The organism is Aequorivita xiaoshiensis (assembly GCF_022008395.1).
GTDB classification, from domain to species: Bacteria; Bacteroidota; Bacteroidia; order Flavobacteriales; family Flavobacteriaceae; genus Aequorivita; species Aequorivita xiaoshiensis.
In genome coordinates, this window is record NZ_JAIRBB010000004.1 from 105,901 (window position 1) to 130,429 (window position 24,529).

A 24,529-nucleotide genomic window follows, 5' to 3' on the forward strand; every position below is an offset into this window, starting at 1 on the left:
ACAATTTACTCAAGATTAACATAGCTAGCCAATCCCATTAAATACAACTTTAGAAACGCTAATCTATAAACAAAAAAATCCCGACCATAAGGCCGGGATTTTAATATTTAGAATTTTATAATTCTTATTGCTTTACTACTTTTTGAGTAAGAGTACCTGAAGTAGTTTCAACTTTTAAAGTGTAAACACCTTGTGCAAAAGAAGAAGTATTGATAGTTCCGTTGCTGTATACAGCACCTACGTTTTTACCTAATACATCATACATAGCTACGTTAGTAACTTCGATGTTTGAAGGAATGTTCAAGTTAAGAACATCAGTAGTAGGGTTAGGGTAAACAGCGATCATTTCAGCAAGGTTGTCACCGATAGATGCAATTGGCTCATCAGTTAAGTTCCAAGCAAAACTTGGGAAAGGCTCACCAATTAATCCAGCGATGTTAGTCCAATCAGTCGCACCAGCACCAAAAATATCAGATGGGTCAATTAACACAGGCTCTTCATTAGGAAAAGAAGATAAAGAACCAAACCAGTTCCAACGTCCATCACCATCCGGTCCACCTTCTACACTTGGAAACACTGATAACCAGTAAATATTACCTGCTTCTAGTACAACTTGATTACCACCATTAGCATCAGTAATATTAACAGTAAAATCTGTGTTTTGTCCATCCTCAGTAATTGTATATAATGAAGGATCGATATCACCTAACTCTAAAATACCCGATCCAGCCACTTCTGGATTTCCAGCAGGTACCGCCCCAGAGATTTCATATAGGTAAACATTGAATCCAGTTACAAAAGGTTCAATTGGTGTAGCTGATGCGTTATTAAGACCATAAAGCGTAAGTTCTCCAAGAGCAACATCGCTAGTAACAGAAAAGTAATCAGCACAGTAAACACCAGTACCGTCATCACCTTTTGTAGAAATTAATCCTGTATTATTATCCTGAATACGTTCAATAATAAGGTTTTGACCAAAAGTCGCTGCGGTCATTAAAAGAGCCGAAGCTAAAAGAGTAATTTTTTTCATAATAAAAAGTTTTAAGTTTAATTAATAGTAGCAAATATAACCAACCAAATAAGATTTACAAATAATTTTGTGCTAATTTTTCTATTTTTACCTTGTTAAATTTAAAGCAATCATAGGTTGAACACCGAATTTAACAAATTTCCTCATAATTATTAGCAGATGAAAAATTACCTCTTAGCATTTAGTGTTATACTTTTTGGTTATTCTTTAAATCTAAACGGACAAACGCAACAGAACCAACTTAAGACAATTATTGATTACCCAGATTTAAATAAAACTTCAACATACAACGAAAGCATTGCGTTTTATAAAAATTTAGCTGTCAGAGATAAGAGAGTACATATTTTTGAAATGGGAGAAACCGATAGCGGACAACCTTTACATGTAGTAATATATAATTCAGAGATTATCCAAAACAATCTAAACCACAGCTCCTTTGCAAAAAATGATAAAAACCTTTTATTAATAAATAATGGAATACATGCTGGAGAGCCTGATGGTATAGACGCCACTATGCGGCTTTTTGGAGAATTATCCAAAAACAGTATTCCTAGTCCGAAAAACACTATTATAGCTACAATACCTATTTATAATATAGGAGGGGCACTAAATAGAAATAGCACAAGCCGAACAAATCAAAACGGCCCTAAGGAATATGGGTTTCGTGGGAATGCTAGAAACTACGACCTAAATAGAGATTTTATAAAATGTGATACTAAAAACGCAAAATCATTTGCTGAAATTTTTCACTGGCTCAATCCAGATCTATTTATCGACAATCACGTTAGCAATGGCGCAGATTACCAATACACACTCACCCACCTATTTACGCAACACAACAAACTAGGTGGTGAATTAGGTAGCTATCTTGAAACTTCATTTATTCCTGAATTTGAGAAATCTTTAAAGCAAAAACAATGGGACATCACACCTTATGTTAATGTATTCAACAATAAACCAGAAATCGGATTTTCACAATTTATGGACTCTCCTAGATATTCAACAGGTTATAGCGCGTTATTCAACACTATGGGAATGATGGTAGAAACTCATATGCTAAAACCCTATAAAGATAGAGTTGAAGGAACTTATGAATTAATGAAAAGTTTTATAGCCATTGCAGATTCAAATGCCACAAAAATTAAATTATTAAGACAAGATGCTATTAAAAAGTACAAAATTGGAAGCTACTACCCTATTTCTTGGAAGGTTGATTCAACCAAAACAACTTCACTGAACTTCAAAGGCTATGAAAGTGATTTTATACCAAGCAAAATTACAGGACAAAAACGATTAAAGTACAATAGAAATAAGCCTTTCGATAAAACTGTTACCTACTACAATAACTTTAAAGCAAACGATTCTATCAAAATTCCTTCGGCATATATAATTCCGAAGGGGTACTGGAATATTATCGAACTTTTAAAATTAAACAACATAACCTATTCAAAAATTGAATATGACACAATTATCACTTCCGAAATCTATAGAATTGCCGAATACCAAACAGTAGAAAGTCCATACGAAGGTCATTATTTACATTATAACACCAAGGTGGATAAGACTACAGAAAACGTTACAGTAAATAAAGGAGACATTTTAGTTAAAACCCAGCAACCGGGGTTAAGATATATAATTGAAGTTTTAGAGCCTTCAGCACAAGATTCATTTTTCAATTGGAATTTCTTTGACGCTATTTTACAACAAAAAGAAGGATTTTCTCCTTATGTATGGGAGGATTTGGCCGAGGCGTTTTTAAATAAGAATCCGAAAATCAAAGAAAAGTTTGAGACGAAAAAACAAAACCAACCTGAATTTGCACAAAATTGGTATTTGCAATTAGATTGGATTCACAAACAATCCCCTTATTACGAAAAATCACATCTTCGTTATCCTATCATTAGGGTGGGTAGTTAAATATTCCTTGGGAAAGAGGAGTTTAATGTTTTCATAAGAATTTTTTAAGGCATCCTGAGATTTTTCAAAATTCTTCCATTTTGCTTTTTTAATACCCTCTTCAGGCTGAGGAGTTAAAGGGCCGTCGTAATCGGTATACATTTCATACCAGTGGGTAATTTTAAGTCGGTATTTATTATTTCTAGTAAAAACGTGATAAGTTTTCATTATAAAGTTACGAATCTCAAGATCTTCTACCCCTGTTTCTTCTTCTACCTCACGAATTGCAGCTTCCCTATAACTTTCTCCCTTTTCAATTTTTCCTTTAGGCAGATCCCATTTCCCATTCCGTTTAATAAAAAGAATTTCTTTTTTACTATTATAAACTAATCCCCCAGCTGCTTCTACAACTTTTATTTTTTTTCGAAGAAAACGTTCTAATTTTTCGGCATTCTTGTGATAAAGATTAACATAGAGAAGTTCGCCGTTGTTAATCTTTTTAACCAATTTTTTAAAACGCGCTTGCTTTAAAGGTATGGTTGTATAGTGTTCGCCAATATTTTTTTCAGTAGAAAGAATAATGGGAATTTCTTTTACAAAAACTTTATACATTTGTAGTATGATATTAAATAAGGAAACGGCACAAAAAACCGCAGCATTATTATTGCAAATTAATGCAATAAAATTACAACCACAAAACCCTTTTACCTGGGCTTCGGGATGGAAATCCCCCATTTATTGTGATAACAGGATAACACTCTCGTATCCAACAATTCGAAATTACATTCGTGAAAACCTCGCTAAACAAATTGAAGAAACCTACGGAAAGCCAGAAATGATAGCTGGTGTAGCCACTGGAGCAATTGGTATTGGCGCTTTAGTAGCAGACTACCTTAACGTTCCTTTTTGTTACGTAAGACCTGAAGCTAAAGGTCATGGAAGAAAAAATAAAATTGAAGGTCACCTTGACCCCAATACCAATGTTATTGTAGTTGAAGATTTAATTAGCACGGGAAAAAGTAGTCTTATGGCTGTAGAAGCTCTAAAAGAAGCAAATGCTAATGTAAAGGGAATGTTCGCTATTTTCAGTTATGGCTTTAATATTGCAGAGGAAAACTTTAAGAATGCCAATGTAGAGTTAAACACTCTTAGCAATTATGAGATGTTACTTCAAGAAGCTGAAAAGTCGAAATATATAAGCACTGATGAAGCAAAGTTACTTGACAAATGGAGAACCAATCCTGAATCTTGGGGGCAGTAGTTGGCAGTATAAAAACAAAAAATAACAGACTTAATAATTTTAATAATGAAATTAAACAGTAAAAAAGTAACGGTTCAAAAATCAGCTTCAGAGTTGTGCGAATTTTTGGCAGATGTAAAAAACTATGAAGGCTTGATGCCAGACACCATTAGTAAATTTGAAGTAATAAGAGACAATGCTTTCGTATTTGCGTTAAAGGGAATGCCAGAAATAGCTTTAGAAATTAAAGAAGTAGACAGCCCGAATAAAGTGGTTTTAGGAGCAATTAGCGACAAACTTCCGTTTACTTTAAAAAGCGATATTGATAGGGTATCCGATACATCCTCTACTGCTGAATTACTTTTTGAAGGAGAATTTAACAGTATGATGGCTATGATGATAAAAAGTCCTATTTCAAAATTTATTGAAACGTTAGCCTCAAACTTAGAAAAGCTGTAGACTTTTTTATTGTAATATATATTGAAAACGGAGCTAAATCTGAAATTTAGGTCCGTTTTTATTTTCAGAAGATTAGCTTAACTTCCTTTAATTGATATTTTTTAATTTTTTCATTTTCAGTTTCTACTATAAGCTCTCCCAAGTTGCTAACTCCTTTTATAATTCCATTAAAACGAAACCCTTTTTGATCTTCAAATACCGATATAGCATTTTTCCTAAATAATCGATCTTCAAATAGCTTTTTCTTTTCTGCAAAATCTGCAACTGAAAGATTTTCCAAACTTTTGGTCAACGAATTTAAAACTTTATGTAAAACTTCATCTAAAATAAATTCCCTTTCAGACTCGAGCTTCATAGAACTCGCTTGAGGCAAATCCACAAAGGATATTATATTAACATTTAACCCAATTCCTATAACCGAATGCTGTACATTACTACCTTTAAGTACATTTTCAATTAAAATACCGCCAATTTTCTTTTTGGCTGACATTATGTCGTTAGGCCATTTTACGGAAAGATTAGGGATATTTAGGTCCTTTAAAGCATCATAAATAGCTGTTGAAACTGCCATGGAAATAACAAAATGATATTCTGCCGCCAGCCCTTTAAAATCCTTAAACACACTAAACGTAAGGCTTTGTCCTGGTTTTGAAAACCAAGAAGCTCCCATTTGTCCACGACCGGAAGTTTGTTGTTCAGCTAGTACAACCGTAAAATCTGAAAGCAGGTTTTCACGCAGCAATTCCTTCATATACGAGTTGGTTGAATGGGTGGCATTAAGTTTGATTATCTTCAAAACAATAATTTAGTTTAGTATTACTTAATTTAAGCGGTTCAAGAAACAAAAAAGTAATAACTTTGCGAAATAGAAAAGAAAGATATTTAATGCAAAAAAAACAAGCAGGAACAGATCAACTTATTGCTCAAATAATACGAGGGATTGAAGATGTTAAGGGACAGGATATAGAAATCTTAGACCTAAGAGAGATAGAAAACACAGTATGTGACTATTTTATAATTTGTAATGGTACCTCTAACACCCAAGTTAATGCCATTGTAAACTCAGTTCAAAAATCAGTAAGCAAAGAATTAAAGGAAAAGCCTTGGCACGTTGAAGGTAGCGACAACGCCGAGTGGATACTTATGGACTATGTTCACGTAGTTGTACACGTTTTCCAAAAGCATATCCGTGAATTTTATGATATTGAAGGGCTTTGGGGCGATGCAAAATCGGTTAAAATAGAATCAACTCATTAAAAAGAAAACTGCCTTATGGCTCAAGACAATAAAAACAAGAAAAACGAATCCAAAAAACCTAGACCAAATTATTATTGGATTTACGGTGCTATAATTCTATTATTTTTTGGTTTACAAATTTTTGGTGGTGGTAGCTGGTCTCAGCCTGCTAAAACCAATCAAGCGCAATTTGAAGAATTTTTAAAGGCTGGTGATGTTGAACGCGTAGAAGTAATCAACAAGAAAATTGCTAAGGTATATCTTACTGAAGAAGCCAAAGCAAAAGAAATACACGCTCCTAAAGGAAATACACCCTCTTTTTTAGAGCCAGGCACAAATGATGCAACTTACCAGTTTGAATTTGGAGACTTACAGTTATTTCAAAAAGATTTTCAACAAATAAAAGCTGAAAACGATTTAACCACAAGTTTAAACTTCAATACCGACACTAATGTGTGGGGGGATATCTTGATGGGAATACTTCCATTTGTAATTATTATTGCAATTTGGATCTTCATTATGCGTAGAATGTCTTCTGGAGCTGGCGGTGGTGGTCCTGGTGGACAATTGTTCAACATAGGAAAGTCTAAGGCTAAACTATTTGACGAAAAAACCGATATCAAAACTTCTTTTAAAGATGTCGCAGGATTAGAAGGTGCAAAGGAAGAAGTTCAAGAAATTGTAGATTTCCTAAAAAACCCAGATAAATACACGTCTCTAGGAGGTAAAATCCCTAAAGGGGCATTACTAGTAGGACCTCCAGGTACAGGGAAAACTCTTTTAGCTAGAGCCGTTGCAGGTGAAGCAAAAGTTCCTTTCTTCTCACTTTCAGGTTCAGATTTCGTTGAAATGTTTGTGGGTGTAGGTGCTTCACGGGTACGTGATTTATTTAAACAAGCTAAAGAAAAATCTCCAGCAATTATATTTATTGATGAGATTGACGCAATTGGTCGCGCACGTGGAAAAAATAATTTTTCAGGTGGAAACGACGAGCGTGAAAACACATTAAACCAGCTATTAACTGAAATGGATGGTTTCGGAACAGGTTCTAATGTTATTGTACTTGCTGCAACAAATAGAGCTGATGTCCTTGATAAAGCTTTAATGAGAGCCGGTCGATTTGACAGACAAATTTATGTTGATCTTCCAGACGTTCGCGAAAGAAAAGAGATTTTCGAAGTGCATTTACGTCCTTTAAAAAAGGGAGAAGACTTAGATACCGATTTCTTATCAAAACAAACACCGGGATTCTCCGGAGCCGATATAGCAAACGTTTGTAATGAAGCTGCTTTAATTGCTGCTAGAAAAGGTAAGCAATCTGTAGGAAAACAAGATTTCCTTGATGCGGTAGATAGAATAGTTGGTGGTCTTGAAAAGAAGAACAAAATAATGACTATGGACGAGAAACGCGCCATTGCATTCCACGAAGCTGGTCACGCCACTGTAAGTTGGATGCTAGAGCACGCTGCCCCATTAGTTAAAGTAACAATTGTACCACGCGGACAGTCGTTAGGAGCTGCTTGGTATTTACCAGAAGAAAGACTAATTATTCATCCAGAACAAATGTTGGATGAAATGTGTGCTGCCTTAGGTGGTCGTGCTGCAGAGAAAGTTATATTTAACCGAATTTCTACAGGAGCATTAAGCGACCTTGAAAAGGTTACTAAACAGGCTCGAGCTATGGTTACAATTTACGGTCTTAACGATAAGGTTGGAAACCTAACCTATTACGATAGCAGTGGTCAATCTGAATACAACTTCTCTAAGCCATACAGCGAAAAAACTGCTGAACTTATTGATCAGGAAATTTCGAAACTTATTGAAGAACAGTATGATCGTGCGGTTAGAATCCTTGAAGAAAACAAGGATAAACTTACAGAACTAGCAAATGTGCTCTTAGAAAAAGAAGTTATTTTTAAGGACAACCTTGAGAAAATATTTGGAGAACGTCCATTTCAAAAACCAGAAGAAGCTCCAAGAGTGACAACATAATTATGTTGTCACTTTAGCGTTGTTATGAATAATTACCGAACTAGTTGCTATACTTCAAAATGTATTTTATATCTTTGAAGTAAACGCATTTATAAACTCCTCAATTACTTGATTAATGAGTCTATTAAAAAGGCTTTTAAATCCAATATATAAAAAAACAGAAGCTAAGACTAAATCGTCTGAGTTGCCTGAGCACAGCACCTATTATCCTGAGCAAAAACTTCCTGTAGACGAGAAATTTACTTTTAATTTCAAAAGCAACGGAGGTAAATTTTTATATTGTGAAAACTGGGAGGAAATAAAAGAGGCTTTTGATAATATTCTTTTAGAAAATGATTGGTACGAGCAAGATGTTTTCTGCTTTAATGAAATGCTTTCTGAAAAATTTGATGGCTTCAACCTCAACTTTGTAAAAAATACTAATTCAACATTTTTTCTTACTACTTGTGAATCGCTTGTAGCTAAAAACGGTTCTATTCTACTTTCGTCTAACCAAATAAAAGAAAAAAAATTAAGTGAGTTTCCTTTTAGTATCGTAGTTTTTGCAACTACAAGTCAGATTGTTGAAACCATAAGTGAAGGTTTGCGAATTATTAAAAACCAAAGCTTAAAACACATCCCTAGCAACATTACCACGATTCAGGACTTTGACACTGAAAAAGAAAAAGAAAAGGATTTTATGAGTTATGGAAGTAGCACAAAAAACCTATATTTGCTGCTATTGGAAGACTTATAATATGAAAGAAACACTCGTAAGGACCCTTTCGGGCGTATTATACATTTCGATTATTATCATAGCAATGTTTACCTCGCGCGAATGGTTTATGGGGTTATTTTTCATACTTGCAGTGATTACCTTAAGCGAATACTTAAAACTTGTGCACTTAACTAGCTACCTAGCTTATTTTTTACTAGCAGCTGGTTTTTATTTTTTGAGCTATAACGTCTTCGACGATAACGCTATTTACCTTTTACTCATTCTAAGTGGTTTTGTAAATTTATTTCTTCTTAAAGACGTACTATGGACAAGCAAAATCCCGATGTTTGAAAAGAAAAAATACATTACAGTGGTATTTTATATTATTAGTGGTTTTGTATTTTTAACACTAATTCCCGTAATGAATATCGACGGTAGGTTTATGCCAGAACTTATAGTGGCTGTTTTTATATTAGTTTGGAGCAATGATACCTTTGCCTATCTAATTGGAAAGAATTTCGGCAAACACAAACTCTTAGAGCGTATCTCACCTAAGAAAACTATTGAAGGTTTTATAGGAGGTATGGCTGGAGCCTTGTTAGCAGGATATATTATATTTAAAGTCCTAGAACATTATAGCCAATTATACGCCTTAGAATATCCGCTATGGATGTGGATTGTAATGGCATTAATTGTAGCTATATTTGGAACGATTGGCGATTTAATTCAATCGAAATTTAAAAGGCAAGCCGGGGTTAAAGATAGTGGAATTATAATGCCAGGTCACGGCGGATTATATGATAGATTAGACAGTATAATTTATGCCAGCCCATTTGTATATGCGTTTTTATTAATAGTTGACAATGTTTCATAAAGAAGGTTTTAAAATTATAATTATAGCTCTGGTAATTGTTATCGGACTAAGCTTATTGGCCAATGTTTTTATTGAACATCCAACTATTCGTGGAGGAGTAATTATTTCATTAATTATTTTATTGCTTCTCATCCTGCAATTCTTCAGAAATCCTAAGAGAAACTTCGCTCTAAACGCTAACCAAGTTTTATCCTCAGTAGATGGAAAAGTTGTGGTTATTGAAGAAGTATTCGAAAAAGAATACTTTAAGGACAAACGTATACAGGTTTCGGTATTTATGAGCCCAATAAATGTTCACGTAACGCGCTATCCTGTGGGAGGAACAGTTACATATAGCAAATATCATCCAGGAAAATATTTGGTTGCTTGGCACCCTAAAGCTTCTGAAGAAAATGAACGTACAACTGTTGTTGTAAAAAATGATGTAATCGGTGAAGTTCTATTCCGACAAATTGCAGGAGCATTAGCTAAAAGAATAGTAAATTACGCCGAAGAAGGAAAAGAAGTAGAACAAGCAACAGATAGCGGTTTTATTAAATTTGGTTCAAGAGTAGATATTTTTCTTCCGCTTGATGCCAAAATAAAAGTAGAATTAAACCAAAAAGTAAAAGGTGGAATTTCAATAATTGCTGAAAAATAATGACATCCGAAGAGTTAGATATCGCCTTTACAAATGCAGTAAAAAGCATTAATGAACATAAAGACCCATTTCCTGCCGATGTTTTATTACGATTATACGCATACTACAAACGCGCTACAAATGACGACCACCCACCAAGTGGACGAAAGGCACATATTTCGGCTTTTAAAACAAATGCGCTATTCCAAACTCGTGGCTTAACACCTGATGAAGCTAAAGAGCTATACATTAAAGCTGTAAAGCAGTACTTTCTGTATAGGAAGTAAACTATGACTGCTGAGCTTTATTGAATTTTATTTCATAGGTCTCAATTGCTGAGCGAATTTTATCTACATTATCCGATGCCATTTGATGTGCTAACTCCATAGCCTTTTCTAATTCGTTATCTGGGTGTTGAAACAAATCGGTAATAACATGATTTATTTTATCGAGAATACTTTCTTGACTGTTCTTAATGTCCTCTAATTTTTGAAGCATTGCTTTCATTTCTTCATACTTAGCCTGATCCATAATTACTTATTTTACAACAAGATACAAATTAATTCCGGTCAAATTCAAGAAATTAACCGCGATTTAAAACTAAATATGACAATGCTATAAAACATTAATTCTAAAAGACTCACATATTTTAAGGTATAAATTCTATAAAAAAACGACCCCAAATGGGGTCGCGTAATTTACATATTTATGGTTTTCAGGAATTTAAACCTATAAGTTTCGTGTCTAATTTATTTTAAACCAGCTAGACTGGCTTTCAAGGTTTCAATCTTTGCAAGAGCATCAGCTTCTTTTTGCTTTTCTAAGGCAACTACCTTTTCAGGAGCGCCATTTACAAAGCGTTCATTCTTCAGTTTCCCTTGAACACTTTTTAAGAAACCCTCGGTATATTTTAATTCCTCAGATAGTTTTGCTATCTCTTCTTCAACATTAATAGCGCCTGCTATCGGAATGAAGTACTCATTACTCTTTGCACGGAAAGTTAGTGCTCCGTCAAGCTTTTCTGTAATGTAATTAAGTTCGGAAATATTTCCTAGTTTAGAAATTACAGCGTCAAAATCTTTTGAAGCGTTATCGTTATTTAAAACTGACAGCTCAATTGTATCTTTAAAAGAAATATTCTTTTCTTTACGAATTGTTCTTATACCTGAAATTACCTCCGAAGCAAAATCGAAATCTTTAATAGTCTTTTCGTCAAAAGGCTGAGCTTTTGGCCATTCTGAAACTATCAAAGCTTCAGAAGTATCACGCTTCGTTATATGTTGCCAAATTTCCTCTGAAATAAAAGGAACAAATGGGTGTAGAATTTTTAAATTATCTTCTAGTACTGAAATTACTTCCTCATAAGTTTTCTTAGCAATTTTCTCACCGTAAGGTGGTTTTACCATTTCTAAGAACCAAGAACAGAAATCATCCCAAACCAACTTATATGTAGCCATTAAAGCATCACTTATACGATATTTCCCGTAGTGATCCTCAATCTCCGCAAGTGTTTTTTGAAATTTACTCTTATACCAGTTTAATGCTATAGCATCACTTTGCGACTGTTCCTTTTCTGGGCAAACCTCCCAACCGTCGATTAATCTATAGGCATTCCATATTTTATTAACGAAACCACTCCCCTGTTTACACAAGTCTTCATCAAACATCAAGTCATTTCCTGCAGGAGAACTTAAGAGCATTCCCACACGTACGCCATCTGCACCATAAGTCTCCATTAAAGCTATAGGGTCTGGGGAATTACCTAAAGATTTACTCATCTTTCTACGCTGTTTATCCCGAACGATTCCAGTTAGGTATACGTTTGTAAAAGGCTTTTCATTTCTATATTCGTAACCAGCAATAATCATTCTTGCCACCCAGAAAAATAAAATTTCAGGAGCAGTTACTAAATCGTTTGTTGGATAATAATAGTTGATTTCTTTATTGTCCGGCTCTAAAATTCCGTTAAAAACACTTATTGGCCACAACCAAGAAGAGAACCAAGTATCTAATGCATCTGGATCTTGAGTTAAATCGGAAATCTTTAATGCGCTATTATTTGTTTTGTCTTGAGCAAGTTTTAAAGCTTCCTCAATATTTTCAGCAACTACAAAGTCTTCTTTTCCATCGCCGTAGAAATACGCTGGAATTTGTTGTCCCCACCACAATTGTCTTGAGATATTCCAATCGCGTACGTTTTCCATCCAATGACGGTAGGTATTTATAAACTTCTCAGGAACTAGGTTTACATCTTTTTCAAGAACTGCATCTAAAGCAGGTTGAGCAAGCTCCTTCATTTTTAAAAACCATTGATCACTCAATTTTGGTTCTATAACTGCACCGGTGCGTTCGCTTGTACCAACTTTATGCATATGGGATTCAATTTTTGAAACCACTCCCATCTCTTCAAGCTCTTTTACAATTTCTTTGCGAACTACAAAACGATCTTTGCCTTCATAATGCAATCCAAAACTATTTAGAGTTCCATCGTCATTAAGAATATCTACAATCTCAAGATTGTGTTTATCGCCAAGGGCTTTATCGTTTTCATCGTGAGCAGGTGTTACTTTTAAACATCCAGTACCAAACTCTACATCTACATATTCATCTTCAATAATAGGAATTACACGGTTGCAAACGGGAACAATAGCTTTTTTACCTCGTAAGTGGGCAAAGCGTTCATCGTTTGGGTTAATACAAATAGCGGTATCTCCTAAAATTGTTTCAGGACGCGTGGTGGCAATAGTTAAAGTATCATCACTGCCTTCAACCTTATAGTTTAAGTAATAGAGATTCCCTTGTTTTTCCTCATAAATAACCTCTTCATCAGAAAGTGTAGTTTTGGCTTCTGGATCCCAATTTACCATTCGATAACCGCGATAGATATTTCCTTTTCTATACAAGTCTACAAATACTTTTATAACAGAAGCAGACATTTCTGGATCCATCGTGAATTTGGTACGTTCCCAATCGCAAGATGCACCAAGTTTTTTAAGTTGTTCAAGGATAATACCTCCGTGTTTGTGAGTCCACTCCCAAGCGTGCTCTAAAAACTCTTCTCTCGAAAGGTTTGCTTTATCTATTCCTTCTGCTTTAAGTTTAGCCACCACCTTTGCTTCAGTTGCAATGGAAGCGTGGTCTGTTCCTGGCACCCAACATGCGTTAAAACCTTGTAATCTTGCACGACGAATTAATACATCTTGCAAGGTATTATTAAGCATATGCCCCATATGTAGAACTCCAGTAACGTTTGGAGGTGGAATAACAATAGTATATGGCGTTCTTTCATCTACCTCAGAATGGAAGTAATTATTCTCCATCCAGTAGTTATACCACTTATTTTCAATCTGTTTCGCGTTATATTTTGCTTCTAATGCCATACTTTGGTCTAGTATTTGTACTATGAATTGCAAAAGTAAATATATCTGTAGGATAATAAAAGGATTAAGTTATTTTGCAGAATCTTTAAAAGTTCGATACTTTTACCAATATTAAAAACCAAAAATCATGAAAAAATTAGCTCTAATGGCACTTGTTGCCTTTATCGGTTTTACCGCGCAAGCACAACAAGCAAAAATTACTTTCAATGAAGACACTGTAGATTACGGAACTATTGAAAAAGGTAGTGACGGTTTACGTGTATTTGAATTCACGAACACTGGTGATGCCCCACTTATTATTAGTGATGTAAAATCTAGTTGTGGTTGTACTGTACCAAAAAAACCTGAAGGACCAATTGCTCCAGGTGCAAGCAGCAGTATTCAAGTGAAGTACGACACTAATCGTGTTGGACCTATTAGAAAAACTATTACTGTATATTCTAACGCAAGCGAGCCTATGGTAGCCTTAAAAATAAAAGGTACTGTAAAACCAGAAGCGGCAAGTGTACTTGAAAAAAGTTAAATAAAATAGACTTGAAAAAAACATTATCCGGCTGAAGACAACTTCTTCAGCCGGATTTTTTTTAGAACAAACTTTTGAGTTTAAAAGCTACTTTTTGAATTTCACCATCTCTTTTTATTTGCAAAGAAATTCGCTTGTCTTCTTCACTAGAAAACAAAGAAATTAATTGGTATAGTTTATATCTATACGCTGGCTTGCCGTTAACGTTAACTATCTCATCATTTTCGACTATTCCGGCTAAGGCTGCAGGCGAACCTTCTCTTACATTTACAACCATATAAATTGGTACAAGTGTAAAATCAAACTCTGTGGTTATAGAAATACTATTTCTAGTTAAGGCCTCACTCCTACTATCACTATTTGTGTTTATAGCAGCTTGGCGTTCCTCTTTCACTAACTCCATTCCTCCGTGCTCTAAAGTCAATCCACTCATATTATAATGAAAAGGTTTATTGAAGTTTCGGTTTTTCTTAAAACGAACAATGCTACCTCCATAATCGAAAGTTATCGTAAATCTACTTAAAAATCCACCTCCTATAGTTCCGTCTCGATCTTCGTAGAAACGAGCTTTTAAAACAGCAACTTCTTCAGGAAACGAGGTATTTACATCATTTAATAAGTAATCACCCAATATTAATTCTGGTACTCGCGCACGCTTACCAAAAATATTTCCACTTAGGCCCAGCCCTAAAAAATCATTGAAATAGTTTTTAGGATTTTCATTTATAAATCCCAACTCATCAAACAACCACAAAACATCGCTAGAACCAGAGTCTATCAATAAGGTTACTTCTTCTTGTACAGTTTCTGAGGCTACTTGTAGGTTGATATATGGCTTGCCATTTACAAAATTGAGGGCAAGATCTTCACACTTTTTGCACTTTTTTAAAGTATGTTTTTGAGGATCGTAGATGGTTATTACCTCGGATGCATAATTAATTTTTACTACGAAATTTTTAAAAAATTCATTTCCCAATATACCGTGAATTGGCACTCCCATTCTGGGAGAGAAATTTAGAGAACTATCGAATATCACGTAAAGCGCGTGACTTTTATCAACAGCTTCCCCTACTTTTATATTATTGTTTAAGCTCTTTAATGCTTCAACCATTCCCCCTGCTCCTAGACCTTGTAATTGAACTGGCGATGTATTTTTTAACTGAACACTATCTGCAGCTTCTAAACTAAAAAGTATGGTTGACTTTACCCCAGTATCGAGAATGAAAGACAATGGCGTACCATTAATTTCGATTTCGATTACCGCTAGGTTATTTACTATTTTAAATGGAATTCGGTCTTTTTTAGCCTTGTTTTCCAAAATAAATCCCGCCTGCGCCATCATTGAAGAAAAGCATAGCAACAAGATTATAAACAATGGCTTATACAAATTGATAAGGGTATTAATGAATATCTCTTGAAGATATAAAAAAAAAGGCGAATGTTAATCGTCTCAGATTAGTTTTATAAAATATATTTTGCAACTTTGCTACTAAAATTTTTATTATGCCATCAGTATCAACAAAAGGGAAAAACATGCCGGAATCTCCAATCCGCAAACTAGTTCCTTTCGCCGAAAAAGCTTATAAAGCTAATAAAACGGTTTACCACTTAAACATTGGTCAACCTGACATTAAGTCGCCGGAAATAGCAATGAAAGCAGTTTCCGAACACAATCTAGAAATTCTTGCTTACACTCGTTCTGAAGGATCGGAAGAGTATCGCAAAAAGATTTCTGCATACTATCACAGAAACAATATTCCAGCTGAAGCTAATGATATAATTGTAACTACGGGAGGTAGTGAAGCTTTGCTTTTCGCTATGGGTAGCATTGCAGACGTTGGAGACGAAATAATTATTCCTGAACCATTTTATGCAAATTACAATGGTTTTGCTACGGCATCTGGTATTTCAATTGTTCCTGTAATTTCAAAAATTGAGGACAACTTTGCTTTGCCTCCAATTTCAGAATTTGAGAAGCTTATAACTCCAAAAACTAAAGCTATTCTTATCTGTAACCCAGGAAATCCAACAGGTTATCTTTATTCTAAAGAAGAAATCCAAACGTTAGCAGAAATCGTAAAAAAACACGATTTATTTTTAGTCGCAGATGAAGTTTATAGGGAATTTACATACGATGGATCTAAGCACTATTCAATACTAGAGGAAGAAAGCTTAGCACAAAACGGAATTATTATTGATTCGGTTTCAAAAAGATACAGCATGTGCGGTGCTCGTATTGGCTGTATGGTTTCAAGAAACAAAGAAGTTATTACTACAGCATTAAAGTTTGCTCAAGCTAGATTGAGTCCTCCTACCTTTGCTCAAATTGCTAGTGAAGCTGCCTTAGAAACTCCACAGCGCTATTTTGACAATGTTATTACGGAATATCAAGATAGACGTAATACTCTTGTTAATGCTTTAAAAGCTATTCCTGGGGTGACTGTAGGTGAACCAAAAGGTGCTTTTTATTGCATCGCGCAATTACCTGTAAAAAACAGTGATGCTTTTGCACAATGGTTGCTCGAAGAATTTGACGATAATGGTGAAACCATCATGGTTGCTCCTGCCGCTGGTTTTTACTCTACTCAGGGCGTAGGATTAAATCAAGTGCGTATCGCATATGTGCTAAATAAAGAAAGCTTAATTAGAGCAGTTGAAATTCTGAAAATTGCTTTAGAGAAATACAAGGATTAATGCGAATTGAAGAGAACAAATCGCTTAAACATTACAACACCTTTGGTATCGATTGTACGGCTCGCTACTTTGTTTCGGTTGAAACAGTAAAAGAGTTAAAAGAAGTACTATCCCAAAAAATATCAGACGAAATATTCATTCTTGGTGGGGGTAGCAATATGCTACTTCCCGCCAAATTGAATTCGTTTGTTATACATTTAAACTTAAAAGGAATTGAGGTTTTAGATCAAACCCAAAGTGAAGTAAGAATAAAAGTAATGGCCGGTGAAAACTGGCATGAATTCGTTCAATACTGCATAGCTAACGATTTTGGCGGGTTAGAGAACTTGTCATTAATTCCCGGAAATGTAGGTACAGCACCTATTCAAAATATTGGCGCTTATGGCGTAGAATTGAAAGATACTTTCGAAAGTTGTACCGTCCTTGATATTGAAAATTTAAATGAAAAAGAGTTCTCAAATGAAGAGTGTAAATTCGGCTATAGAAATTCAATTTTCAAAAATGAGGTTAAAGGAAAATATATTATTACATCTGTAACTTTTAAGCTCACAAAAAAGGACCATAAACTAAGCATTTCATACGGAGATATTCAGAAAGTATTAGCGGAAAAAAATATTCTGAACCCTAGTATTAAAGATGTTTCTGATGCAGTTATTGCTATTCGACAATCAAAACTTCCCGACCCTAAAGTATTAGGTAATAGCGGTTCTTTTTTCAAAAACCCAATAGTAGACAAAGATACTTTTGAAGAATTTCGAAAAAAATATCCTGAAGCACCATTTTATGAAATTTCACCTAAAGAATATAAAATACCTGCAGGCTGGCTAATAGAAAAATCCGGTTTCAAGGGAAAACGTTTTGGGGATGCTGGGGTTCACAAAAAGCAAGCGTTAGTATTGGTTAATTATGGCGAAGCAACAGGAAAAGAAATCTGGCAACTTGCAATGGACATTCAGAAAAAAGTAAAAGACTTATCTGGTATTACAATAGAACCCGAAGTAAATATCTTTTAATCGGCTGTAAGCACTCCATTAATAACGTAGCTTGTACCGTTTGAGCCTTTTTCCCCTCCTTTTAAAACTTTAATGTTCATTCCTTTAGTATCGGAGATAATAATCTTATCATCTACTTTGGTTAATATTAAACTTGTTCCTGCTATAGTTTTTAAATTGAGTTTACCTGATTTACTAATACTTTCTGATAAAGACGCTTTAGAATATTCCCCTTCTACGATGTGGGACCTTAAATGGTCTTTTAACTTATGGTGATTTTCTTGTTTTGAATAAAACTTATTGTTTTTATTGGCCAAGGAATCTATAGCTGTATTGGAAGGCCCAAATACCGTATAAGTCCCACCATCTTTAGTAAGTTGAGTAGCCATTTCTGCGGTAACAATTAAACTAGCAAATCTTTTTAAATCTCTTTCATTCATAATTTGAGACATTACACTTTTTGATATCGCTATATCCTCTGGAGTTAAGGCTTTCTTAGAAGCTCTATTTACTTCAGGCTTCCGAACAACTTCGTTCGTCGTATTAACAGATTCCAAACTATTAATTTCTTGGACCTCATTTTTGCAAGACGTTGCAAGAAAAATGAATAGAAAAACAAATATTAATAAGAGTAATTTTTGCATTGTGAAATGTTTATATGAAACTTAAAAATACTTAAAATCTGAGTGAAACTATTAGAAAGGTTGTATTTTTGCAGTCAAATATATTGTCATGAAACTATTACTTATAACATTAGTATTATTACTATTAGGTGTTGCAGGAATTGCAATAAAAATCTGGGCTAAAAAAGACGGAAAATTTGCAGGAACATGTGCTAGTCAGAATCCGTTTTTGAATAAAGAAGGAGAGTCTTGTGGGTTTTGTGGTAAAACTCCAGATCAATTTGCAAACTGCTCCGAGGACACACACAAATTGGAAGCTTCTAATAAATAAGCAATTTAGAAACAAAACTCTTTAACCAACATTCTTAATCGCTGCAACAGCTTTAGGGGTTTCAATCGGATAAATTTATGGTGCTACTTTACGTTTTCGGCGCTGTTGCGTTGATTAACTGTGCTTATTATCTTCTTTTTTCAAAATTTTCATTCTTAAAACCTACCGAAAAGGTTGTTTCGGTTAAAGATCCCGTCTCTCTTATAGTTTGCGCAAAAAACGAAGCTGAAAATCTTAAAAAGCATATTCCGCTATGGCAACAACAAGATTATCCTGAATATCAAATCATACTTATTAATGATGCTTCTATAGATGATACTTTAGAAGTAATGGAATCGTTTGCTGAAAATGACCCTCGAATTCAAATTGTAAACGTAAGAAACAACGAAGCTTTTTGGGGCAATAAAAAATACGCACTTACCTTAGGGTTAAAGCGCTCTGTAAATACTCGCTTAATCTTTACTGATGCAGATTGCTACCCTGCTTCAAATAAATGGCTAGAGAAAATGGCGACGAAATTTACTGACCAAAAGCAGCTGCTTCTTGGATACGGAGCCTATGAAAAACAACCCGGTTTATTAAATAAATTAATACGGTTTGAAACATTGATGACCGCTGTTCAGTATTTTTCTTATGCCGAAGCCGGAATACCGTATATGGGGGTAGGCCGCAATCTAGCCTACACTAGTACGCTTTATTACGAAAATAATGGGTTTATGAGTCATATTAAAGTTCCTTCAGGAGATGACGACCTTTTTGTTAATGAAGCAGCTACAAAAGACAATGTAGAGTTATGTGTAGAACCAGAAGCGTTTACATATTCTATTCCGAAGAAAAAATTTAGCAGTTGGATAAAACAAAAAAAGAGACACTACTCCACAGCCAAGCTCTATAAGATTAAACATCGATTTCTACTAGGAGCTTATTACATTTTTAATCTCCTTTTCTGGTTATTAGGTGCTGCAACTTTGTTTACTGAGTTTTGGATTCTTGGATTGGTAATTATGTTTATCAGAGTTGCATTTCAATATCTTATTATCGGCTATGCAGCTAAGAAACTTAAGGCAAAGGATTTAATACCGTTCATCCTGTTTTTTGAATTGTTTTTAATCTTCACTCAATTAAGTATCTTTATTTCCAACAGAGGAGAAAAAACCCCCAGATGGAAATAACTTCAGCAGAAATAACACAACAAATACAAAGTGCGAAAAATGGAAAGCAAGGAGCTTTTAAATTCTTGCTAGATTTTTATTGGAATGACGTTTATGGATTTCAACTTAAAAGAGTACGTAATGAATATGAAGCTGAAGACATCACCATCGAAACTTTTGCTAAGGCATTTGATAAAATTGATAGCTTTAATGAGAATTACACTTTTTCAACTTGGTTGATTACTATTTCAAAAAACATTCAAATAGACAAATCAAGAAAAAAGAACGCTTCTATAAGTTCACAAACTACCGATACATTTAACGATCACGCCCATAAAATTGTTGACCACTCTCCTACTCCGGAAGATAATTTAATTCGCGAACAAAATCTTGCGGAATTGTTGCGTTATATTAAACTGCTAAAACCTCATTATCAAGACGTGATTAACCTTAGGTATTTTCAGGAAATGAGTTATAATGAAATTTCTGAAACCCTTGAAGAACCTCTTAATAATGTAAAAGTACGGTTGCTTAGGGCCAGGAAACTCTTAGCAGAAATCATTACCCAAAAACAATAGGCGAATTTCATAGTTTTTTAAGTTTTCTTCTTTATTCTTAACCTCTAATTAGTATTTCATTTTCGTACTTTTGTTAGCTATATGAAAACAAAGACAACTATCGGCATTAATGGTTTTGGGCGTATTGGCCGAAACCTATTTAGATTATTAATTAATCATCCAACTATTGATGTTGTTGCTGTAAACGACTTAGCAGATTCTAAAACGTTAAGTCATCTTTTAAAATACGACAGCATTCACGGTGTATTAAAAGAACCTATTTCATTTACTAAAAATGAAATTATTGTAGCTGGCAAAAAAGTAAAGTTTACTTCAGAAAAAAACATCGAAGCTCTCTCCTGGGCTGGTATTGATGTTGTGATTGAATGTACAGGGAAATTTAAAAAAAAGAATCAACTAGCGAATCATTTAAGGAATGGGGCAAAAAAAGTGATTCTTTCCGTACCTCCACTTGAAGATGATATTAAAACTGTTGTACTTGGCGTAAACGATTCTATATTAAATGATAACGATATCATTATTTCAAATGCTTCTTGCACAACAAATAATGCAGCCCCAATGCTAAAGGTTATTGATGAACTTTGTGGAATTGAGCAGGCATACATCACTACCGTTCATTCATATACTACAGACCAAAGCTTACACGATCAGCCGCATCGTGATTTACGTCGGGCAAGAGCTGCAGGGCAATCTATTGTTCCAACAACAACTGGTGCCGCTAAAGCCTTGACTAAAATTTTTCCAAATCTAGCCGATGTAATTGGTGGTTGTGGAATTAGAGTTCCAGTTCCAAATGGATCTTTAACCGATATCACCCTTAATGTAAAAAAAGAAGTTACAATTGAGGAAATAAATAACGCATTCAAAGCTGCTTCAAAAAACTCCATGAAAGGGATTCTTCAATACACCGACGATCCTATTGTTTCAATCGACATTGTTGGCAATACCCACTCGTGTATTTTTGACGCTGAAATGACTTCGGTTATAGGCAAAATGGTGAAAATTATTGGGTGGTACGATAATGAAATTGGCTACTCTTCAAGAATCATCAATTTGATTGAAAAAATTTCAGCTAAATAGATATACATTTATTCCACACAAAAGTCGAAAAGATTTAGTGAAATTTACGTAAACTCTTATTGATTCTGTTTTTGAAATTTGCATCTTCTCCATTTATAATTACCGTTTGAATTGGTAAATAATAAATCTCTGTAACATCTTTTAAAGACGCTAATCGCATAAAGTCTTTTTCAGTGGTTAAGATTAGTTTGTGAGTTTTAAGACTATTAATTTCTGAAGGTGTAAAATTATGATGATCTGGGAATGATTTTTCCTCAAACGTTAAACCTCGCTGTTTTAAATAAGAAATTAATGGCTTAGGATTGGCAATACCTGTTACCAATAAGAACTTTTTATCGTTCAAATACTCGATGGGCTTGGATTGATTTGCAGCTTTTATTTCTGACCCATATCCAATTTTTGAAAAATAAACCTCTTGATTTGATCTAGGGTTTAACTTGCGTTTTATGTTTTCGATATTCGATGCGGAGATATTATCAGGACATTTAGTAACTACTATAAGCTGCGCTCTTTTAGCACCGCTTCGTGGCTCTCGAAGGTTTCCTGCGGGTAAGACATAATCATCGGCATACAAACTGTCGTACGGCGTAAGTAAAATATTCAAAGACGCTTTTACTTTTCTATGTTGAAACGCATCATCTAATAAAACCAGTTCTGATGTAGATTGCAACTTTTCGATACCTGCCTGCCTGTCTTCACAAACGGCTACCGTAATGTCTGGGAATTTCTTTTTAAACTGGAGGGGTTCATCTCCAACTTCTTCAACTTTGCTATTCACTAAAACCTCACGATATCCTGATGTTTTTCTTTTATATCCTCTACTTAAAACCGCAAGCTTATAATTTTCTTTTAGATATGACACTAACAATTCAATCATCGGTGTTTTTCCAGTGCCTCCAGTAGAAAGGTTTCCAACACAAATAACAGGAAGATTATAAGCTTTACTTTTTAGCCAACCTTTATTGTATAAGAAATTACGACCTGCAGTAATACCACCGTACAAAATTGAAAATGGGAATAATAATTTCCGAATTAATTTCATTCAACGAAAATACTAATTTCGAAGTAAGTGCAAATCTGAAAATTCAATATTTAAGAATTAGGTGTCTTTTTGTATTTTCAATAATCCGTTATCTTTACAGAAAATAATAAAAATGAAGGTAAAAGAAGTTATTGGTTTGCTGGAAGAGCTATCTCCCCTAGCATATTCTGAAGGTTTTGACAATACCGGCTTACTTGTAGGCGATGAAAATGCAGACGTTTCAGGAATTCTAGTAACATTAGATACACTGGAAGCTGTTGTAGATGAAGCAATCGAGAACAATTGTAATCTCATCGTAAGCTTTCACCCAATTATCTTTTCAGGGTTAAAAAAGATTACGGGAAAAACCTATGTTGAGCGTGTAGTTCAGAAAGCAATTAAAAACGATATTGCCATATTTTCAAATCACACAGCGCTAGACAATTCATGGAATGGTGTAAATACCATCATTTGTGAAAAATTAGGTTTAAAAAATCGCAAAGTCTTAATCCCACAAAATGAAACTATAAAAAAACTAATCACTTTTGTACCTAATGAAAGTGCTGAAAAAGTTAGAAATGCGTTATTTGAAGTTGGTGGTGGAAGTATAGGAAATTACGACAATTGCAGTTTTAATATAAATGGAATTGGCACTTTTAAAGGTAATAACGATTCAAATCCTGTACTTGGTTTAAAAGGAGAACTTCGTTTTGAAGAGGAAGTACAAATAGGAATCACTTTTGCTAAGCATTTACAAAATAAAGTTTTAAAGGCCCTTTTTGAAGTGCATCCTTATGAAGAAATTCCCTATGAAATTATCACTCTAGAAAATCATAACCAACAGATAGGGATGGGAATGATTGGAGAGTTTGAAACAAAAATGTCTGAAACCGAATTTTTAAAATTTCTTAAAACAACGATGAAAACTGACTGTGTACGTCATTCAAAATTGTTAAACAAACATATTAAAAAGGTTGCAGTACTTGGAGGCAGTGGAAGTTTTGCTATTGACGCTGCAAAAAAAGTTGGAGCAGATGCATTTGTATCGGCAGATTTTAAATATCACGACTTTTTTAGGGCTGAAAACGCCATAGTTTTGGCGGATATTGGTCATTATGAGAGCGAACAGTACACAAAAGACCTTTTACATTCTTTCCTTAAGAAAAAAATCACTAATTTTGCACCCTCCTTGTCGACAGGCAAGATTCTTATATCGCAAATAAATACCAATCCAATTAGTTATTTATAATTTATGGCAACAAAAACTGAAGTTACGGTTGAAGAGAAGTTGAGAACACTTTATGATCTACAACTTATTGATTCAAGAATTGATGAAATCAGGAATGTTCGTGGAGAGCTTCCTTTAGAAGTGGAAGATCTTGAAGACGAAGTAGCTGGAATGAACACTCGTTTAGAAAAGCTGCAGGCCGATCTTGAAGTAATTGAAGACCAGATTAAAGAAAAGAAGAATAATATTGAAGAGTCTAAAACTCTTATCAAAAAATATTCGACGCAACAAGATAATGTTCGTAATAATAGAGAATACAACTCGTTGAGCAAAGAGATTGAATACCAAGAATTGGAAATTCAGCTTTCTGAAAAGAACATTAAGGAATTCCGTGCTCAAATAGAGCAAAAAAATCAAGTTATCGAGGAGACCCAGAATCGCTATAACGAGCGTTCTGAGCACTTAAAGCACAAACAAGCAGAACTTAATGAAATCTTGAAAGAAACTGAAAAAGAGGAACAAACTCTTATTAAGGAATCTGAAAAGTATGAAGCTAAAATTGAACCTAGACTTTTTAAAGCTTACAAGAGAATTAGAAGTAATGTAAGAAACGGACTAGCAATTGTTGCAGTTGAAAGAGGTGCTTCTGGAGGTTCTTTCTTTACTATCCCGCCACAAGTTCAAGTAGAAATTGCAGGACGTAAAAAAATTATTACAGACGAACACAGTGGTCGTATTTTAGTTGATCCAGATTTAGCTAACGAAGAGCGCGAAAAAATGGAGGCAATGTTTGCCAAACTGAAATAAGCGAATTCATTAAATATAACAAAGCCTTCACATAAAGTGAAGGCTTTTTTTGTACCTTCAATCTAAATTTTTGATAAT

The 24,529-nt window shown here is 34.4% G+C and carries 26 protein-coding genes; 18 read left to right on the forward strand and 8 right to left on the reverse strand.

Features of this window, described 5'->3' with window-relative positions; genetic code table 11:
• Nucleotides 1–124: 124 nt before the first annotated feature.
• A complete protein-coding gene (locus K8344_RS07070; protein WP_237608040.1) occupies nt 125–1,030 on the reverse strand; it encodes a T9SS type A sorting domain-containing protein in 906 nt (301 codons plus the stop codon).
• A gap of 159 nt (nt 1,031–1,189) precedes the next feature.
• Here K8344_RS07070 and K8344_RS07075 point away from each other — a divergent pair, with 159 nt between their 5' ends.
• Nucleotides 1,190–2,947: a M14 family metallopeptidase gene (locus K8344_RS07075; protein ID WP_237608041.1), complete on the forward strand. Its 1,758-nt coding sequence runs from the start codon at nt 1,190–1,192 to the stop codon at nt 2,945–2,947.
• Here the strand turns inward: K8344_RS07075 and K8344_RS07080 are convergent.
• A complete protein-coding gene (locus K8344_RS07080) occupies nt 2,909–3,538 on the reverse strand; it encodes an NUDIX hydrolase (protein ID WP_237608042.1) in 630 nt (209 codons plus the stop codon). The genes K8344_RS07075 and K8344_RS07080 overlap by 39 nt on opposite strands.
• 7 nt (nt 3,539–3,545) lie before the next feature.
• Here K8344_RS07080 and pyrE point away from each other — a divergent pair, with 7 nt between their 5' ends.
• Nucleotides 3,546–4,187, forward strand: coding sequence for an orotate phosphoribosyltransferase (gene pyrE, locus K8344_RS07085; RefSeq protein ID WP_237608043.1), 642 nt, complete (start codon nt 3,546–3,548; stop codon nt 4,185–4,187).
• 45 nt (nt 4,188–4,232) lie between these two features.
• On the forward strand, nt 4,233–4,625 hold the full coding sequence (locus tag K8344_RS07090) for an SRPBCC family protein (RefSeq protein ID WP_237608044.1): 393 nt from the start codon (nt 4,233–4,235) through the stop codon (nt 4,623–4,625).
• A gap of 64 nt (nt 4,626–4,689) precedes the next feature.
• Here K8344_RS07090 and K8344_RS07095 read toward each other — a convergent pair whose 3' ends face one another.
• The gene (locus K8344_RS07095; RefSeq protein ID WP_237608045.1) at nt 4,690–5,421 is read right to left on the reverse strand and encodes a biotin--[acetyl-CoA-carboxylase] ligase; all 732 of its coding nucleotides are present in this window, start codon (nt 5,419–5,421) and stop codon (nt 4,690–4,692) included.
• An 89-nt stretch (nt 5,422–5,510) separates the two neighbouring features.
• Here K8344_RS07095 and rsfS point away from each other — a divergent pair, with 89 nt between their 5' ends.
• The 6 genes from rsfS (at nt 5,511) to K8344_RS07125 (ending at nt 10,330) form a co-directional block, all read left to right on the forward strand.
• A complete protein-coding gene (gene rsfS, locus K8344_RS07100) occupies nt 5,511–5,882 on the forward strand; it encodes a ribosome silencing factor (RefSeq protein WP_237608046.1) in 372 nt (123 codons plus the stop codon).
• A gap of 15 nt (nt 5,883–5,897) precedes the next feature.
• Nucleotides 5,898–7,853, forward strand: a complete 1,956-nt coding sequence (gene ftsH, locus K8344_RS07105; RefSeq protein ID WP_237608047.1) for an ATP-dependent zinc metalloprotease FtsH — start codon at nt 5,898–5,900, stop codon at nt 7,851–7,853.
• Nucleotides 7,854–7,968: 115 nt separating this feature from the next.
• On the forward strand, nt 7,969–8,589 hold the full coding sequence (locus tag K8344_RS07110) for an LUD domain-containing protein (RefSeq protein WP_237608048.1): 621 nt from the start codon (nt 7,969–7,971) through the stop codon (nt 8,587–8,589).
• Between the two features lies 1 nt (nt 8,590).
• Complete coding sequence (locus K8344_RS07115; protein WP_237608049.1) at nt 8,591–9,424, forward strand: phosphatidate cytidylyltransferase; 834 nt, start codon at nt 8,591–8,593, stop codon at nt 9,422–9,424.
• Nucleotides 9,414–10,064 carry a phosphatidylserine decarboxylase family protein gene (locus tag K8344_RS07120; protein WP_237608050.1) on the forward strand — a complete coding sequence of 217 codons (651 nt, stop codon included), beginning with the start codon at nt 9,414–9,416 and terminating at the stop codon, nt 10,062–10,064. Before K8344_RS07115 ends, K8344_RS07120 begins: the two co-directional genes overlap by 11 nt.
• Complete coding sequence (locus K8344_RS07125; protein WP_237608051.1) at nt 10,064–10,330, forward strand: acyl-CoA-binding protein; 267 nt, start codon at nt 10,064–10,066, stop codon at nt 10,328–10,330. Before K8344_RS07120 ends, K8344_RS07125 begins: the two co-directional genes overlap by 1 nt.
• Nucleotide 10,331: 1 nt before the next feature.
• Here K8344_RS07125 and K8344_RS07130 read toward each other — a convergent pair whose 3' ends face one another.
• The gene (locus tag K8344_RS07130; protein ID WP_237608052.1) at nt 10,332–10,574 is read right to left on the reverse strand and encodes a hypothetical protein; all 243 of its coding nucleotides are present in this window, start codon (nt 10,572–10,574) and stop codon (nt 10,332–10,334) included.
• Between the two features lie 218 nt (nt 10,575–10,792).
• A complete protein-coding gene (locus K8344_RS07135; protein ID WP_237608053.1) occupies nt 10,793–13,423 on the reverse strand; it encodes a valine--tRNA ligase in 2,631 nt (876 codons plus the stop codon).
• Nucleotides 13,424–13,550: 127 nt separating this feature from the next.
• Here K8344_RS07135 and K8344_RS07140 point away from each other — a divergent pair, with 127 nt between their 5' ends.
• On the forward strand, nt 13,551–13,946 hold the full coding sequence (locus K8344_RS07140) for a DUF1573 domain-containing protein (RefSeq protein WP_165147106.1): 396 nt from the start codon (nt 13,551–13,553) through the stop codon (nt 13,944–13,946).
• Between the two features lie 61 nt (nt 13,947–14,007).
• On the opposite strand, the gene K8344_RS07145 is transcribed toward K8344_RS07140, so the two are convergent.
• Nucleotides 14,008–15,288, reverse strand: coding sequence for an aspartyl protease family protein (locus tag K8344_RS07145; RefSeq protein WP_237608054.1), 1,281 nt, complete (start codon nt 15,286–15,288; stop codon nt 14,008–14,010).
• Between the two features lie 161 nt (nt 15,289–15,449).
• Here K8344_RS07145 and K8344_RS07150 point away from each other — a divergent pair, with 161 nt between their 5' ends.
• Entirely contained in the window at nt 15,450–16,640 is a 1,191-nt protein-coding gene (locus tag K8344_RS07150; RefSeq protein WP_237608055.1) for a pyridoxal phosphate-dependent aminotransferase, read from the forward strand.
• Nucleotides 16,640–17,653, forward strand: a complete 1,014-nt coding sequence (gene murB / locus K8344_RS07155; protein WP_237608056.1) for a UDP-N-acetylmuramate dehydrogenase — start codon at nt 16,640–16,642, stop codon at nt 17,651–17,653. Before K8344_RS07150 ends, murB begins: the two co-directional genes overlap by 1 nt.
• Here murB and K8344_RS07160 read toward each other — a convergent pair.
• A complete protein-coding gene (locus K8344_RS07160) occupies nt 17,650–18,276 on the reverse strand; it encodes a fasciclin domain-containing protein (protein ID WP_237608057.1) in 627 nt (208 codons plus the stop codon). The genes murB and K8344_RS07160 overlap by 4 nt on opposite strands.
• Nucleotides 18,277–18,364: 88 nt before the next feature.
• Here K8344_RS07160 and K8344_RS07165 point away from each other — a divergent pair, with 88 nt between their 5' ends.
• The 4 genes from K8344_RS07165 (at nt 18,365) to gap (ending at nt 21,395) form a co-directional block, all read left to right on the forward strand.
• Complete coding sequence (locus tag K8344_RS07165) at nt 18,365–18,586, forward strand: membrane or secreted protein (RefSeq protein ID WP_139855853.1); 222 nt, start codon at nt 18,365–18,367, stop codon at nt 18,584–18,586.
• A gap of 77 nt (nt 18,587–18,663) precedes the next feature.
• Complete coding sequence (locus K8344_RS07170; protein WP_237608058.1) at nt 18,664–19,758, forward strand: glycosyltransferase; 1,095 nt, start codon at nt 18,664–18,666, stop codon at nt 19,756–19,758.
• Nucleotides 19,749–20,315, forward strand: coding sequence for an RNA polymerase sigma factor (locus K8344_RS07175; protein WP_237608059.1), 567 nt, complete (start codon nt 19,749–19,751; stop codon nt 20,313–20,315). The genes K8344_RS07170 and K8344_RS07175 overlap by 10 nt, the downstream gene beginning before the upstream one ends.
• Before the next feature lie 81 nt (nt 20,316–20,396).
• Complete coding sequence (gap, locus tag K8344_RS07180; protein WP_237608060.1) at nt 20,397–21,395, forward strand: type I glyceraldehyde-3-phosphate dehydrogenase; 999 nt, start codon at nt 20,397–20,399, stop codon at nt 21,393–21,395.
• A gap of 34 nt (nt 21,396–21,429) precedes the next feature.
• Here the strand turns inward: gap and lpxK are convergent, their stop codons facing one another.
• Nucleotides 21,430–22,437, reverse strand: coding sequence for a tetraacyldisaccharide 4'-kinase (gene lpxK / locus K8344_RS07185; RefSeq protein WP_237608061.1), 1,008 nt, complete (start codon nt 22,435–22,437; stop codon nt 21,430–21,432).
• A gap of 112 nt (nt 22,438–22,549) precedes the next feature.
• Here lpxK and K8344_RS07190 point away from each other — a divergent pair, with 112 nt between their 5' ends.
• Complete coding sequence (locus tag K8344_RS07190; RefSeq protein WP_237608062.1) at nt 22,550–23,665, forward strand: Nif3-like dinuclear metal center hexameric protein; 1,116 nt, start codon at nt 22,550–22,552, stop codon at nt 23,663–23,665.
• Between the two features lie 3 nt (nt 23,666–23,668).
• A complete protein-coding gene (locus K8344_RS07195) occupies nt 23,669–24,451 on the forward strand; it encodes a zinc ribbon domain-containing protein (RefSeq protein WP_237608063.1) in 783 nt (260 codons plus the stop codon).
• Nucleotides 24,452–24,529 lie beyond the last annotated feature (78 nt).